Annotated in this window: 15 protein-coding genes; 7 read left to right on the top strand and 8 right to left on the bottom strand. The window is 74.0% G+C overall.

Features of this window, described 5'->3' with window-relative positions; translation table 11 throughout:
- Positions 1-4: 4 nt before the first annotated feature.
- Positions 5-1,243, bottom strand: a complete 1,239-nt coding sequence (locus HDG69_RS10300) for a class I SAM-dependent methyltransferase (protein WP_343036371.1) — start codon at positions 1,241-1,243, stop codon at positions 5-7.
- A gap of 22 nt (positions 1,244-1,265) precedes the next feature.
- Between HDG69_RS10300 and HDG69_RS10305 the strand changes: the two genes are divergently transcribed.
- Complete coding sequence (locus tag HDG69_RS10305) at positions 1,266-1,586, top strand: Rdx family protein (protein ID WP_171783689.1); 321 nt, start codon at positions 1,266-1,268, stop codon at positions 1,584-1,586.
- Between the two features lie 68 nt (positions 1,587-1,654).
- Here the strand turns inward: HDG69_RS10305 and HDG69_RS10310 are convergent, their stop codons facing one another.
- Positions 1,655-2,062 carry a DUF5997 family protein gene (locus HDG69_RS10310; RefSeq protein ID WP_171783690.1) on the bottom strand — a complete coding sequence of 136 codons (408 nt, stop codon included), beginning with the start codon at positions 2,060-2,062 and terminating at the stop codon, positions 1,655-1,657.
- A gap of 52 nt (positions 2,063-2,114) precedes the next feature.
- Between HDG69_RS10310 and HDG69_RS10315 the strand changes: the two genes are divergently transcribed.
- From HDG69_RS10315 to HDG69_RS10325, 3 genes are all read left to right on the top strand, one after another.
- A complete protein-coding gene (locus tag HDG69_RS10315; RefSeq protein WP_343036372.1) occupies positions 2,115-3,017 on the top strand; it encodes a LysR substrate-binding domain-containing protein in 903 nt (300 codons plus the stop codon).
- Positions 3,018-3,168: 151 nt separating this feature from the next.
- The gene (locus HDG69_RS10320; RefSeq protein WP_171783691.1) at positions 3,169-4,086 is read left to right on the top strand and encodes a hypothetical protein; all 918 of its coding nucleotides are present in this window, start codon (positions 3,169-3,171) and stop codon (positions 4,084-4,086) included.
- A gap of 141 nt (positions 4,087-4,227) precedes the next feature.
- Complete coding sequence (locus HDG69_RS10325; RefSeq protein WP_171783692.1) at positions 4,228-4,584, top strand: hypothetical protein; 357 nt, start codon at positions 4,228-4,230, stop codon at positions 4,582-4,584.
- Here the strand turns inward: HDG69_RS10325 and HDG69_RS10330 are convergent.
- Together HDG69_RS10330 and HDG69_RS10335 are read right to left on the bottom strand one after the other, a co-directional pair.
- Positions 4,565-6,151 (bottom strand): ATP-dependent DNA ligase, encoded by a 1,587-nt coding sequence (locus HDG69_RS10330; protein WP_171783693.1) that lies wholly within the window; start codon positions 6,149-6,151, stop codon positions 4,565-4,567. The two genes, HDG69_RS10325 and HDG69_RS10330, sit on opposite strands and share 20 nt — an antisense overlap.
- A 39-nt stretch (positions 6,152-6,190) precedes the next feature.
- Positions 6,191-6,574 carry a winged helix-turn-helix transcriptional regulator gene (locus HDG69_RS10335; protein WP_171783694.1) on the bottom strand — a complete coding sequence of 128 codons (384 nt, stop codon included), beginning with the start codon at positions 6,572-6,574 and terminating at the stop codon, positions 6,191-6,193.
- A gap of 87 nt (positions 6,575-6,661) precedes the next feature.
- Here HDG69_RS10335 and HDG69_RS10340 point away from each other — a divergent pair, with 87 nt between their 5' ends.
- Complete coding sequence (locus HDG69_RS10340) at positions 6,662-7,306, top strand: NAD(P)-dependent oxidoreductase (RefSeq protein ID WP_171783695.1); 645 nt, start codon at positions 6,662-6,664, stop codon at positions 7,304-7,306.
- Positions 7,307-7,325: 19 nt separating this feature from the next.
- Here HDG69_RS10340 and HDG69_RS10345 read toward each other — a convergent pair whose 3' ends face one another.
- Positions 7,326-8,081, bottom strand: coding sequence for an ABC transporter permease (locus HDG69_RS10345; RefSeq protein WP_171783696.1), 756 nt, complete (start codon positions 8,079-8,081; stop codon positions 7,326-7,328).
- Positions 8,082-8,107: 26 nt separating this feature from the next.
- Positions 8,108-9,064 carry an ATP-binding cassette domain-containing protein gene (locus HDG69_RS10350; RefSeq protein WP_171783697.1) on the bottom strand — a complete coding sequence of 319 codons (957 nt, stop codon included), beginning with the start codon at positions 9,062-9,064 and terminating at the stop codon, positions 8,108-8,110.
- Between the two features lie 57 nt (positions 9,065-9,121).
- Here HDG69_RS10350 and HDG69_RS10355 point away from each other — a divergent pair, with 57 nt between their 5' ends.
- Complete coding sequence (locus HDG69_RS10355; RefSeq protein ID WP_171783698.1) at positions 9,122-9,817, top strand: TetR/AcrR family transcriptional regulator; 696 nt, start codon at positions 9,122-9,124, stop codon at positions 9,815-9,817.
- On the opposite strand, the gene msrA is transcribed toward HDG69_RS10355, so the two are convergent.
- Complete coding sequence (gene msrA / locus HDG69_RS10360) at positions 9,799-10,470, bottom strand: peptide-methionine (S)-S-oxide reductase MsrA (RefSeq protein WP_171783699.1); 672 nt, start codon at positions 10,468-10,470, stop codon at positions 9,799-9,801. The two genes, HDG69_RS10355 and msrA, sit on opposite strands and share 19 nt — an antisense overlap.
- A 100-nt stretch (positions 10,471-10,570) precedes the next feature.
- Positions 10,571-12,157 carry a Na+/H+ antiporter gene (locus HDG69_RS10365; RefSeq protein WP_171783700.1) on the bottom strand — a complete coding sequence of 529 codons (1,587 nt, stop codon included), beginning with the start codon at positions 12,155-12,157 and terminating at the stop codon, positions 10,571-10,573.
- A 97-nt stretch (positions 12,158-12,254) separates the two neighbouring features.
- Here HDG69_RS10365 and HDG69_RS10370 point away from each other — a divergent pair, with 97 nt between their 5' ends.
- On the top strand, positions 12,255-12,881 hold the full coding sequence (locus tag HDG69_RS10370) for a YdeI/OmpD-associated family protein (RefSeq protein WP_171783701.1): 627 nt from the start codon (positions 12,255-12,257) through the stop codon (positions 12,879-12,881).
- Positions 12,882-12,900 lie beyond the last annotated feature (19 nt).

Here is a 12,900-nt window from a genome sequence, read left to right on the forward strand (position 1 = left end):
GCGGTCAGGGCTTGCGGGAGCGGGTGACCGTGAAGCGGGGGTCCTGGGCCACGTGCTCCGTGGGGCCGACCGCGCGGGCCAGCGAGCCGCGGTAGCGCAGCTTCGTGTTGAACACGCACCACAGCTCGCCGCCGGGCCGCAGGATGCGCCCGGCGGTCGCGAACATCCGGTGCGCGGCGTCGGTGCTGACGGCCGCACGGTCGTGGAACGGCGGGTTGAGCAGCACGAGGTCCGCGCTCGAGTCCGGCAGGTCGCTGCCGACGTCGCCCCGTGACACGGAGCCCTCGACCCCGTTGGCCGCGAGGGTGGCCCGTGCGGAGGCGACCGCCGCCGCCGACCGGTCGGTGGCGGCCACCCGGGAGTCCGGGTAGCGCCGGCCCAGGACCACGGCCAGCAGCCCCGTACCGCACCCGAGGTCGACGGCGTCCTGCACGCGGGCCGCGCTCGGCCAGCGACCGGCCGTGCTGAGCAGGAACCGGGTGCCGTGGTCGAGCCCGGTGCCCGCGAAGGTGCCCCCGTGCGCGACGACGTCGACGTGCTCGGGCGCGGTCGCGTCGTCGTGCGTGGGGGTGGCCGCCGCGAGCAGCTCCGGGTCGGTCAGGCGTGCCCGGGCCGGGTAGAGCGGGGTCGCGGTGCGGGCCTCGGGTCGCACCCCGGTGGCGACGAGGGCGCGGGACTTGCTGCGCGCCAGCGTGGCCCGGACCTCGGTGAACCGGTCGGCGAGCACGTCGTTCATGGACCGGGTCATGTGCTTGAGGCGGCCACCGGCCAGCACCGTGACGTCGTCGGCGGCGTACCGGGCCACGGCCTCGGTGATCTCGGTGAGCTCGCCCAGCGACTTGGGGAGCTGCAGCAGCACGAGCCGGGCACCGTCGAGCAGCTCCGGGCCCAGCTCGTCCGACGTCGCGATGCGAGACGGGGCGTCCGGCAGGTCGAGCGCCTCCTGCGCCCGGGTGGCGTTGTGCAGCGTCGCGGCCTCCGAGTCGATCGTGTCGTGGTGGGCGCGGACGGTCTCGGCCCCGAGCGCCAGGACGCCCAGCGTCAGCGCCCCGAACCGGTCACCGAGGACGACGACGCCGCGCGGACCGGCGCCGGCGACCAGCAGGGCCGACTCGGTCAGCAGCAGGCGGTCCGTGGCGTCGACGGCGACGGGGCCGTCGGGGCGGGTGCCGTCGTCGGGCCAGGGGACCAGCGAGGCGAGGGCGTCGGTCACGGTCGGGGGCAGTGCGGCGGGGGGTGTCACGGCACGACCGTAGTCTGAGCGCATGACCGAAGCCACGTCGTCGGACGCTCGGGTGTCCATCACGTACTGCACGCAGTGCCGCTGGCTGATGCGCGCCGCCTGGGTGGCCCAGGAGCTGCTGCAGACCTTCCGCACGCGGCTCGGCGAGGTCGCGCTGGTCCCCGGGACGGACGGAGTCTTCCGGGTCGAGCTGGTGCGCACGCCCGGCGAGGAGCCGGTGCTGCTGTGGGACCGCAAGTCCCAGGGCGGGTTCCCGGAGATCCCGCCGCTGAAGAGGGCGATCCGTGACGCCGTCGCGCCGGACCTGCCGCTCGGGCACACCGACCGCGCGGGCAGCGCGTGATCTGAGCGGCAGTTCGTGGTCTGATCGTCAGTTCGTCCTGCCGTTCAGATCACGAAGTGCCGTTCAGATCAGCGGTTCTCGCGGGAAGTCTTCTTGGCCGCCTGCTCCGCCTCGGCGGCGACGCGCTCCTCCTCGGCGCGGACCTTCGCGGCGGTCTCGCGCTCGCGGACCAGCCACTGCGGCGGGTCGGCGCGCAGCTCGTCGATCTGCTCGGTGGTCAGCGGGTCGGTGATCCCGCCGCGGGCGAGCCCCGCGATGGAGATGCCGAGCCGACCGGCCACGACGGGACGGGGGTGGGGCCCGTTGCGGCGCAGCTCGGCGAGCCACTCGGGCGGGTGCTCCTCGAGCTTCTCGAGCTCGGCACGGGTGATCCCGTGCTCCTGGAACTCCGGGGGAGTGGCGGGCAGGTACACCCCGAGCTTCTTCGCCGCGTTCGACGGCTTGAGGACCTGCTGGGAGAAGGGGGTTCCGGCCATGGGCCCAGCGTAGTCGCCGGTGGGCTGCCGCGGCGCCCCGTAGCCTGAGCGGGTGAGCGACGACACGCACCCCGCGCCGACCGGGGACGACGACGGCGGGACGGGTCCGGGCGGCAGCCCACGGCTGCGCTGGGGCTACGTCCCGGGCGCCACCCCCGGCAGGTGGGCGCGGACGTGGGAGCAGCGGATCACGGACGTCCCCCTGGAGCTGGTCCCGCTGGCCGCCGCCGACGTGCCCGCGGCCCTGCGCGACGGCGACGTCGAGGCGGCGCTCGCGCGTCTGCCCGTCGACAAGGACGTGTTCCACGCCATCCCGCTCTACGACGAGCTGCCCGTCGTGGTGGTCTCGCGCGACCACCTGCTCGCCGCGACGGAGGAGTCCGAGCGGGTCACGACCGACGACCTGGCCGACGACGTGCTGTGGGTGCCCCGGGACGACGTGCTGTTCGGGGCTGGTGCGGAGCGTCCGGGGCGTCCTCCCGAGCCCTATGACGACGGCTCCGGGACGCTGGTGGCCCCGGAGCCCTTGACCACCGAGGAGGCGATCGCCTGGGCTGCCGCCGGGTCCGGCGTCGTGGTGGTCCCGATGTCCCTCGCCCGGCTGCACCACCGCAAGGACACGGTCTTCCGGGTCGTCGAGGGGCTGCCGGAGGCCTCCGTCGGTCTCGTCTGGCTGCGCGACCGCAGCGAGGACGAGATGACCGAGCTCGTCGACGAGCTCGTGGGCATCGTCCGAGGTCGGACGGCGAACAGCTCGCGCGGCCGGGGTGCTCCGGCCGAGCCCGCGCCCCAGAAGGTCAAGGCAGCGGACAAGGCGGCCGCCAGGGCGGGGAAGGGCCGGTCGGCCGCGGGCAAGGACGCCGGTGCCGGTCGGGGCCGGGGCCGGGCCGCGGGCGGTCGAGGTGGCGGGACGAAGGGCAAGGGCCGCCCGAGCAACGGTCGCCGCGGGCGATGATTTGGGGGTGAAAAGCGACAGGCGCGCTCTTTCCCCCTTCCCCTGGTAAGTCCGATTCGCTAGCATCGCGTGCGCACCTTGCGGCGACCTCCTCGGACCACCGATAGTCACGACCGCGTGGGCATCCCGACCTGACTCACCTAGGAGCGCCATGCGCACGCCCCTTGCCCTCGGAGCTGCTGTGCTCCTCGCTCTCGGCCTCGGTGCCGGACCTGCTGCCGCGACCGGCGGCGACAAGGCCCCGTGGCAGGGGCCCTCGGACACTCGCACCGGTGCCTCCTGGTCGGGCGGCACCGCCACCGAGGCTGGCGTGACCTACGGCTGGCCCACGGACACGCGCTCGTGGAACAACAACGTCTGCCCGGACATGGACGAGCTGAAGAAGGACGTCAGCGGCGACCAGAAGGCGATCACGCTGACGGCGCCCGAGGGCAAGCTCATCTCCGCCTACTGCGTCAAGGCGGGTTCCGCGAAGAAGGGCGAGGGACCGAAGATCGTCGTCCTCGACGAGCCGCAGGCCGAGGTGACGATCTCGTACGTGACCGGGAACAAGTGCAAGGGCATCAGCCACTACTCCGTGGCCTACGTCGACGCCCCCGGGTCCGAGGAGCCCGGTGAGCCCGAGCCCACCGCGACCCCGACGCCGGGCCCGTCCGAGGAGCCCGGTGAGCCCGAGCCCACCGCGACCCCGACGCCGGACCCGTCCGGTGAGCCCGAGCCCACCGCGACCCCGACGCCGAGCGGCGAGCCGGTCGTCGAGCCCGAGACCGACCCGTCCCCCGAGGTCTCCGAGGAGCCTGCCGAGAACGAGACCCCCGGCGAGCGCCCCCAGACGGTCGTCCCCGTGGAGGTCGACGGTGAGGAGTCTGCCGAGCCCCGCCCCTCGGAGGTCGTCGTCGACGTGGAGTCCGGCGCCGACTCGGCCGAGACGGTGAACGCCCAGTCGCAGGCCGAGCTGCCGCAGACCGGCCCGGGCCGCGCCATCGGCATCGCGCTGGGAGCGATCGCCCTGCTCGGCACCGGCACCGGGGCCGTGCTCTACGCCCGGTCGCGCCGCGCCACCGCCTGAAGACCTCGCCGGCCCATCCGCCGGCACTGACGGCCCGGTGGCCGGGAGCGGCTGCTCCTGGCCACCGGGCCGCGGTGTCTCCGGGATGGTCCTTGTCATGCCGCCGACAGGAGTCCTGGGCAGCCGTGACATGATCGGCGCATGCTCAGGCGTGTCAGTGATCCGGGCCTCCGGGACTTCGACCGGGGATGCTTCGTGCTGCAGCGCGACGGCGAGGTGGCCGGCCACGCCGCGACGCTGGTGGGGGAGTTCTGGTCACCGGGCCGGCCGCTGACCATCCAGCAGAACGTGTGGATCGTGGTGGTGTGGGCCGACGGCGGGGGCAGGGAGCACAGCTTCGAGGACTACCCGCCGTGGACCGTCGTCTCGGAGATCCGGGGCGGCTCGTTCAGCTGGGACGACGGTCCCCGCAGTGGTACCTACACCGCGACACGGTTGCCTGACGCCGAGGCTGACGCCCGCTGGGCCGAGCTCGAGATCACGCCGGACGACTTCTGACGTCGAGCAGAGACCGGACCGTGTCGATGGTGTCCGCCTCGTCGGCCGTCTTGTCGTCGCGGTAGCGGAGCACCCGCGCGAAGCGCAGCGCCACGCCGCCGGGGTAGCGGGTGGAGCGCTGGACGCCGTCGAAGGCGATCTCGACCACCTGCTCCGGGCGCACCGTGACCACCCAGCCGTCGTCGTCGACCTGCAGCTCGCGGAACCGCTCGGTCTGCCAGGCGAGGATCTCGTCGGTCATGCCCTTGAACGTCTTGCCGAGCATGACGAAGCCACCGTCGGGGTCGCGGGCACCCAGGTGGATGTTGGACAGCCAGCCTTCGCGGCGTCCGGAGCCGCGCTCGACGCCGAGCACCACCAGGTCGAGCGTGTGGCGCGGCTTGACCTTGACCCAGGCCCCGCCCCGACGTCCCGCGTCGTAGGGGGCGTCGAGCGCCTTGACGACGAGCCCTTCGTGGCCCCCGGCCACCGTCTCCGCGAAGAACTCCTGGACGGTGGTGGCGTCGGCGCTGACGATGCGGGGGACGACGGCGGAGGGTGGCGCGACGCGGTCGAGCGCGGCGAAGCGCTCGTGGGCCGTGCTGTCCAGGAGGTCGTTGCCGTCCAGGTGCAGGAGGTCGAAGAACCGCACGCTCAGCGGGATCGACGGGTCGCCGGAGCCGATGTCGTGGGTCCCGGTGCGTGCGGCGGTCTCCTGGAACGGGCGCGGCCGTCCGTCCTCGTCCAGCGCCAGGGCCTCGCCGTCGAGGACCGCCGCCTGGACGTCGAGGGCCCGGGCGAGCGCCACGACCTCCGGCAGCCGGTCGGTGATGTCGTCGAGCGACCGCGTGAACACGACGACGTCGTCGCCGGCGACGTGGACCTGGACGCGGATGCCGTCGAGCTTGACGTCCGCGGCCACCTCGGTGCCGGCGAACTTCTCGAGCGCGGCGGTGACGTCGGGCGCCGAGGACGCCAGCATGGGCCGTACGGGGCGGCCCACCTGGAGCCGGAACGACGCCAGCGCCTCGCTCCCGCCGGTGAGCGCGGCCTGCGCGATCGGGCCGGACAGGGCGCTGAACATCGCGGCTCGGCGGACCGCCTTCACGGGGACGTCCGCGGCGGCGGCGATGGCGTCCAGCAGCAGCGAGTCGAGCGCGCCCTGCCGGAGCTCGCCGAGCACGAGACCACGCAGGAAGCCCTGCTCGTCGGCCGTGGCGCGGGAGAGCAGCTCCGTGAGCGTCCCGGTGCGCGCGGCGTGGGAGCCCGACCCGCTGAGCGCGGACATGGCCTCGAAGGATCGGTCGACCTCCACGGGCGTCAGGGAGGGGTCGGGCGCCGGTGGCGGCAGGTCGGTCAGGGACCGCCACCCGACGCCGGTGCGGCGCTGCCGCAGGCGGCCCGAGAGGTAGGAGGCGACGATCTCGATCCCGTCGGCCTCGGCGACTTGGTCGCCGTCGTCGGTCGAGGACGCCGACACCGGGGCCGCTGCGGCACGCAACGCGTCCGCTAGCAGCTCGCGCTTGCGCAGCCGGGAGCGCGTCGCGGCGACCGCGGCGTGCGTCCTGACGAGCTCGGTGAGCAGCACCGTCCCATCGTGGCAGCAGGCGCCGACGGCCGCGAGGTGCTACCTCGCGGAGGGTGTCGGGTGCTCGGCGTCGTAGACGGCGCGCGCCGTCAGCACCTCCCCGGCGTGGTCGAGCGTCCAGCGCTCGATCGCCCGGATCGGTTCGAGCGCGGCCTCTCCGGCAGCGGTGAGCGAGTACTCCACGCGAGGAGGCACCTCGGCGTGGACGGCGCGGTGGACGAGGCCGTCGCGCTCGAGGCCGCGCAGGGTCTGCGTCAGCATTTTCTGGGACACGCCGTCGACGCGGTGGGCGATCGCGGTGAAGCGCAGCGGGCCGGCCTCGAGCGCGCCGAGGACGAGCACCGTCCACCGGTCGGCGATGCGGTCCAGGACGCTCCGGCTGGGGCAGGCGCGCTGGTACGGGTCGAACGGGAGCTGGTTCACGGTTCCTCCTTGCGCACCGACAGTCTACGACCTATTGTCTCCGATGGAGAGTGACTCTCCACAAGTAACTATCAGAGGAGAAGCCAGATGGTTCGCATCACCGTCGTCGGGGGCACCGGCTATGCCGGCGCCCACATCGCCCGCGAGGCCGCCGCACGCGGTCACCAGGTCAGGTCGGTCAGCCGGTCGCTCCCGGCGGAGCAGATCCCCGGTGTCGAGCACGCCCAGGGCTCTGTGCTCGACGACGACACGATCACCGCAGCGCTCGACGGCGCCGAGGTCGTCGTGGCCGCCGTGTCTCCCCGCGAGGACATGGCAGGCCAGGTCCGCCCCGCCTACGCCCGGCTCGCCGCCGCGGCCCAGGAGCGGGGCGTCCGTCTCGCCGTCGTCGGCGGGGCGTCCTCGCTGCAGGTCACCGAGGGCGGACCGCGGCTGCTCGACACCCCGGAGTTCCCCGACGCCTTCCGGGACGAGGCGAGCGAGTTCGCCGACATCCTCGACGACCTGCGCGGGGCTCCCGCCGGGCTCGACTGGTTCTACCTCAGCCCGGCCGCCACCTTCGGGGCGTACGCGCCCGGTGAGGACACCGGCAGCTACCGGGTCGGCGGCGACGTGCTGCTGACCGACGGGGCGGGCGGGTCGGAGATCTCCGGTCCCGACCTCGCGCGCGCGATGCTCGACGAGATCGAGACGCCGGCCCACCGGCGCACCCGGTTCACCGTCGCCCACTGACGCCGAGCGGAGCGCCCGCTCAGGCTCGCATGCGCTGCAGGACCCGCACGCCGGCGGCGGTCCCGACGAGGGCGAGCGCCGTCGGGACCGCCGCTCCGAGCAGGATCTCGGCGCTGGCGAGCTCTCCGGCGAACAGTGCCCGCTGGGCGTCGACGGCGTGGGCGAGCGGGTTGAGCCGGGACAGGGCGTAGAGCCAGTCGGGGGCCACCTCCATGGGGAGCAGCGCGCCCGAGGTGACGATCAGCGGGGTGTACACCAGGGTCACGGCGCCCCAGAAGGCGTAGGCGTTCTGCACCGCGATGCCGACGGCCAACGAGCAGACTCCCAGGGCGGCCGCGAGCAGGCCGAGCTCCAGCACGGCGAGAGTCGCTGCCGGCGCCGAGGGGAGGCGCAGGCCGAACGGCACGGTGGCCGCCGTGATGACGGCGGCCTGGACCAGCGAGGTCACGACGACCCGCCCCACGCGTCCGGTGAGGATCGCCGAGCGAGGGGCCGGGGTGACCAGGATCCGCTCCAGGGCGCCGGAGGCCCGCTCCTCCTGCAGCCCCGACCCGATGAAGGCGCTGGTGCTGAAGGTCATCACGACCAGCATGCCGGGGACGAACCACTGCAGCGTGTCGCCGGGCGGGATGCCGGGCATCGCGCCCACGGCGCCGACGAGAGGGGCGAACAGGACGAGCAGGAGGACGGGGTCGGCGAGGGACTCGACGTAGGGCCACGGCGTACGGAGCTTGGCGCGGACGTCGCGTTCGAGGATGGCGGCGGTGGCAGACATGAGCACTCCAGAGGTCGGTACGGCGGTCAGGCGGCGCTCTCGCGCAGGGAACGGCCGGTCAGCGTGAGGAAGACGTCGTCGAGCGAGGGGCGGTTGACCTGCGTCCCGCGCAGGGACACCCCGGCCTCGTCGAGCAGGCGGACCACCTGGGGCGTGACGGTGTCCCCGCCGGGGACGCGGAACCGCAGGGTGCCGGCGTCGGTCTCGATCTCGTGGGCCCCGGGGAGCGCGGCCGCGACCCGGCGGGCCTGGTCGGCCTGGGCGGCGTCGGCGAGCTCGACCGTGACGAGGTCGCCCGACACCTTGCTCTTGAGCTGTTCCGGGGTGCCGTCCGCGATGATCTCGCCGTGGTCGATGACGACCACCCGGTCGGCGACGCCGTCCGCCTCGTCGAGGTAGTGAGTGGTCAGGACGACCGTGGTGCCGAGGTCGTCGCGCAGGCGCCGGATGTGACCCCACAGGTTCGCCCGGCTCTGGGGGTCGAGCCCGGTCGAGGGCTCGTCGAGGAACACCACCGGCGGGCGGTGCACGAGCCCCATGGCCACGTCGAGGCGACGGAGCTGGCCACCGGACAGCGTGCCGGTGTCCCGGTCGCCCAGGCCGTCCAGGTCGAGCATCCGCGCGGTCTCGGCGGCGCGGGACCGGGCGTCACGTCGCCCGAGCCCGTGCAGTCGTGCCTGAGCGGTGAGCTCCTCGTGGACACGTAGCCCGGGTGAGGAGCCGTGGCCCTGACCGACGAGACCGATCCGCCGTCGGACGGCGACGGCGTCGTGCCCGACGTCGTGCCCGGCGACCTGCGCCGAGCCGGAGGTGGGTGGCAGCAGGGTGGTGAGCATGCGCAGGGTGGTGCTCTTGCCGGCACCGTTGGGGCCCAGGACGGCGACGACCTCGCCGTCCGCGACGTCGAGGTCGATGCCGCGGACGGCCTCGACCGTGCCGGAGCGGGTGCGGAAGTGGCGCGTCAGTGCCCGGGTGCGGATCATGGCGTCTCCTTCGATTGCATTACGACACGTAACGAAACTAAAGGCTACGATGGCGCCATGTCAACGGCTCCCTCGGATCGAGCTCGTGCCCGGGTCGGACGGCCCCGGGACGACGCGATCGACGACGCCGTCCTCGCGGCGACGATCGTCGTGCTCGACGAGGTCGGGTACGCGCGGCTGTCTCTGGGCGACGTCGCCCGGCGGGCCGGGACCTCCAAGCCGGCCCTCTACCGGCGCTGGCCCAGCCGGCAGCACCTGGTGCTCGCCGCCCTGGAGCGGCGGATCGGCAGCGTCCGTCCGCCCGACACGTCCTGCACGATGTGCGACCTCGCCGAGTGCCTCGGCCTCTTCGTCGAGGCCTTCGAGCAGCTCCCTCCGGGCGTGCTCGCACCTCTCCTGGCGGACTCCGCGGACGACGCGGCGCTGCGCGCGGAGCTCATGGCGCGACTCTTCGACCCGCCGCGCGAGGCGGTCCGTCGCACCCTGTCACGGGCTCGGGAGCGCGGTGACCTCCGTGCCGAGCTCGGCCTCGACCTCGCCGTCGACCTCCTGGGCTCCTTCGTGCACTACCGGGCGCTGTTCGGCCACGCGCCCACCACGCCGGAGGAGATCGAGACGGCCGTCGAGACCCTGCTGCAGGGCCTCGCGACCGACTACGACTCCTTGCTGGCCCATGCCCAGGGGGTCGAGGTCGTCGCGCAGCCGCACGAGCTCCACGCCTACGGGGGGCCGTCTCAGGCGGCGTCGGGGTAAGGGACGCCCGTCGTGGCGTGGCAGCGGTACCCGTGCGGGTTCTTCGCGTCCGAGAGGTACTGCTGGTGGTAGTCCTCGGCGTAGAAGAACGGTCCTGCCTCGACGGCGGGCCGCATGTCGGTGGTGATCGGGTCGTAGCCCTTGGTGGTCAGCACCTGCCCGTACCGCTCGGCCGTGGCGCGCACGGCCTCGGCCTGCTCCGGCGTCGTCCAGTACACGGCCGAGCGGTACTGGGTGCCGACGTCGTTGCCCTGCCGGAAGCCCTGGGTCGGGTCGTGCCGCTCCCAGAAGATCTTGAGCAGCTCGGCCTCGCTCACCCGGGAGGGGTCGTACGCGACCATCGCGGTCTCGGTGTGCCCGGTGCGGGCCGAGCAGACCTCGTCGTAGGTGGGGTTCGGCGTCGTGCCGCCCATGTAGCCGACGGCGGTGCTCACCACGCCGGGTACCTGCCAGTAGATCTCCTCGGCGCCCCAGAAGCACCCCATCGCGAGGTAGAGGACCCGCGTGCCTGGCTCCCACGGCCCGGTCAGCGACGTGCCCAGCACGGTGTGCGTCCGCGGGGCGGGCAGGACGGGGGACTCGCGGCCGGGGAGGGCGTCCTCGGGGGCGACCATCGTCGTCTTCGCCGAGTGGCCGAACAGGTTCTCGAACATCGCGTGCCTCCTTGGTGGGTCACGGGGGCGGTCTGCCGACCCCGCACCTGCGCAACGACCCAGCGTCCCAGGGTGTTCCGCCGTCGTCCCCGCCTCCGCCTCAGTCGAGGTCGCGGACGGCGCGGGCCTCGACCTCGGCGAGCACCTCGTCGGCCACGTGCGGGCTGGCCAGCCCCTCGCTGCGCGCCCGGATCACGACCGTGCGCTCGACCTCGACGGCGTCGCGCAGCAGCGAGTCGACCAGGTCGCCGAGCCTCTCCTGCTCCTCGCCCTCGGCCCGGGCGCGCGCCAAGGCCACCTGGGCGTCGAGGTAGCCCTCGTACTGCAGGGCGACGGCGTCGCGCACCGGCGCCGGCACGTCGGCGCGGCCCCGGATCGCCTCCAACGCCGCCCGGGTCGCCTCCTGACGCAGGCGGGCGACCTCGGCGGCCTCGTCCACCGTGCTGCCGACCCCGAGCCGGCGCACCACCGGGGCGAGGGTGAGCCCCTGCAGCACGAGGGTCACGAGCACGACGACGAGCCCCACGAAGACCACCGTGTCGCGGTGGGGGAAAGCACCCCCGGCCGCGACCAGGTGGGGGAGCGCCAGCGCGGAGGCGACCGAGACCACGCCCCGCATGCCGGCCCAGGACATCACCGTGGTCTCGCGCGAGGTGAACGCCCCGATGCCGGCCACCTCGGCGGGCACCCCTTGACGCACCGCTCGCGCCGCGAGGCTGCGCTCGAGCAGCCAGACCGCCGGGAACAGCCAGGCGAACCGCAGGGCCACGAGGGCCGCCACCACGACCAGGGCGAGAGGCAGGGCCCCACCGACCGGCGTCTCCTCCAGGACCGAGGTGAGCTCGAACCCGATGAGGACGAACACCACGCCCGTGATGAGGTAGTCGGCGTACTCCCACACCGACCGGCCGAGAAGCCAGCCGCCCGAGGACACCGAGGTGTGGCTCACGTCGCGCAGCAGCAGGCCGAGGGTCAGCACGGCCAGCACCCCGGAACCGTGCAGCTCCTCGGCGAGCAGGTAGACCGCGAACGGCAGCGCCAGGGTGATGGTGGTCTCCGCGGCGGGCACCCTGATCCGGCCGAGCAGCAGGTGCCCCAGCCACCCGACGGCGAGGCCGACGCCGATGCCGACGACGACGGCGAGCAGCAGGTCCAGACCGACCTCCCCGGCGGTGACCGAGCCGGCGACGACCGCGGCCACCGCCACGTGGTACATCACCAGCGCCGTGGCGTCGTTGAACATGCCCTCGCCCTCGAGGACCGTCACCACCCGCCCCGGCAGGCGCAGCCGGCGTGCGACGGCGGTCGCGGCCACGGGGTCGGGCGGCGCCACGATGGCGCCGAGCACCCAGGCGACGGCCCACGGCACCCCGGCGGCGTGGGCGATCACGGCGACCACCGCCGCCGAGGCGACGGTCAGGCCGACCGCGGTGAGCAGGATCGGCCGGGCCTGCCCCTTGAACTCGCGCGAGGTCGAGCGCTGCGTCGCGGCGAACAGCAGCGGCGGCAGCACGATCGGCAGGACGTGCTCGGGCTCGATCGACAGGTGCGGGGTGCCGGGGACGAGCGGCAGAGCGAGACCGAACAGGGTCAGCAGCACCGGCAGGGGGACCCGGACCCGGTCCGCCAAGGGGGTGAGCACGACCAGGCCGGCGATCACCACGCCCCACAGTGCGAGCGACGACATGGGTGGGCTCCTCGCAGCGGGCGGCAGCGGTCGCGCACAGTCTGCCCGCGCCGGAGCGGGGCTGCACCCTGTCGGGGGCGGGTCGTAGCGTCGGACCATGGCCGACCCGGTGAGCGCTCCCCTCGTCCCTGGTCCACCCGACCTCGAGCCCCTCGTCCTGCCCGATGCGGCGGCGTGGCGCTCGTGGCTCGACGAGCACGAGGACTCCGCCCCCGAGGGCGTGTGGCTGGTGCTGGCCCGCAAGGGGCGGCCGGCTCCGACCACGCTCACACGCGCCTCGGCGCTCGAGGAGGCGCTGTGCAGCGGCTGGATCGACGCGCAGGCACGCAGCCGTGACGAGGACACCAGCCTGCAGCGCTACTGCCCGCGCCGGGCACGCAGCACGTGGTCCGTCCGCAACCGGGAGATCGTCGCCCGGCTGACCGACGCCGGACGGATGCGGCCCCGCGGGCAGGCCGAGGTCGACCGGGCGAAGGCCGACGGGCGGTGGGAGGCGGCGTACGCCGGGCCGGCGACCATCGAGGTGCCGCCGGCGCTGGCCGCGGCGCTGGCGCGGAGCCCCCGGGCGGCCGCCACCTGGGAGACGCTCACCTCGCAGAACCGCTACGCGATCCTGCACCGGCTGGCGACGCTCACGACGGCGGCGGCTCGCGAGCGGAACGTCGCGAAGTTCGTCGCGATGCTGGAACGTGGCGAGACGGTCCACCCGCAGCGGAGGCGGTGAGCTCTCCAGGGCCGGATCG

Source organism: Isoptericola halotolerans (assembly GCF_013149785.1).
Classification (GTDB): Bacteria; Actinomycetota; Actinomycetes; order Actinomycetales; family Cellulomonadaceae; genus Isoptericola; species Isoptericola halotolerans.

Bases quoted from the DNA above. Each gene is read 5' to 3' on its own strand.
- HDG69_RS10320 (WP_171783691.1), top strand. From the start codon at position 3,169: ATGCGCACGCCCCTTGCCCTCGGAGCTGCTGTGCTCCTCGCTCTCGGC.
- HDG69_RS10305 (WP_171783689.1), top strand. From the start codon at position 1,266: ATGACCGAAGCCACGTCGTCGGACGCTCGGGTGTCCATCACGTACTGC.
- HDG69_RS10325 (WP_171783692.1), top strand. From the start codon at position 4,228: ATGCTCAGGCGTGTCAGTGATCCGGGCCTCCGGGACTTCGACCGGGGA.
- HDG69_RS10350 (WP_171783697.1), bottom strand. From the start codon at position 9,064: ATGATCCGCACCCGGGCACTGACGCGCCACTTCCGCACCCGCTCCGGC.
- HDG69_RS10310 (WP_171783690.1), bottom strand. From the start codon at position 2,062: ATGGCCGGAACCCCCTTCTCCCAGCAGGTCCTCAAGCCGTCGAACGCG.
- HDG69_RS10345 (WP_171783696.1), bottom strand. From the start codon at position 8,081: ATGTCTGCCACCGCCGCCATCCTCGAACGCGACGTCCGCGCCAAGCTC.
- HDG69_RS10340 (WP_171783695.1), top strand. From the start codon at position 6,662: ATGGTTCGCATCACCGTCGTCGGGGGCACCGGCTATGCCGGCGCCCAC.
- msrA (WP_171783699.1), bottom strand. From the start codon at position 10,470: ATGTTCGAGAACCTGTTCGGCCACTCGGCGAAGACGACGATGGTCGCC.
- HDG69_RS10365 (WP_171783700.1), bottom strand. From the start codon at position 12,157: ATGTCGTCGCTCGCACTGTGGGGCGTGGTGATCGCCGGCCTGGTCGTG.
- HDG69_RS10355 (WP_171783698.1), top strand. From the start codon at position 9,122: ATGTCAACGGCTCCCTCGGATCGAGCTCGTGCCCGGGTCGGACGGCCC.
- HDG69_RS10370 (WP_171783701.1), top strand. From the start codon at position 12,255: ATGGCCGACCCGGTGAGCGCTCCCCTCGTCCCTGGTCCACCCGACCTC.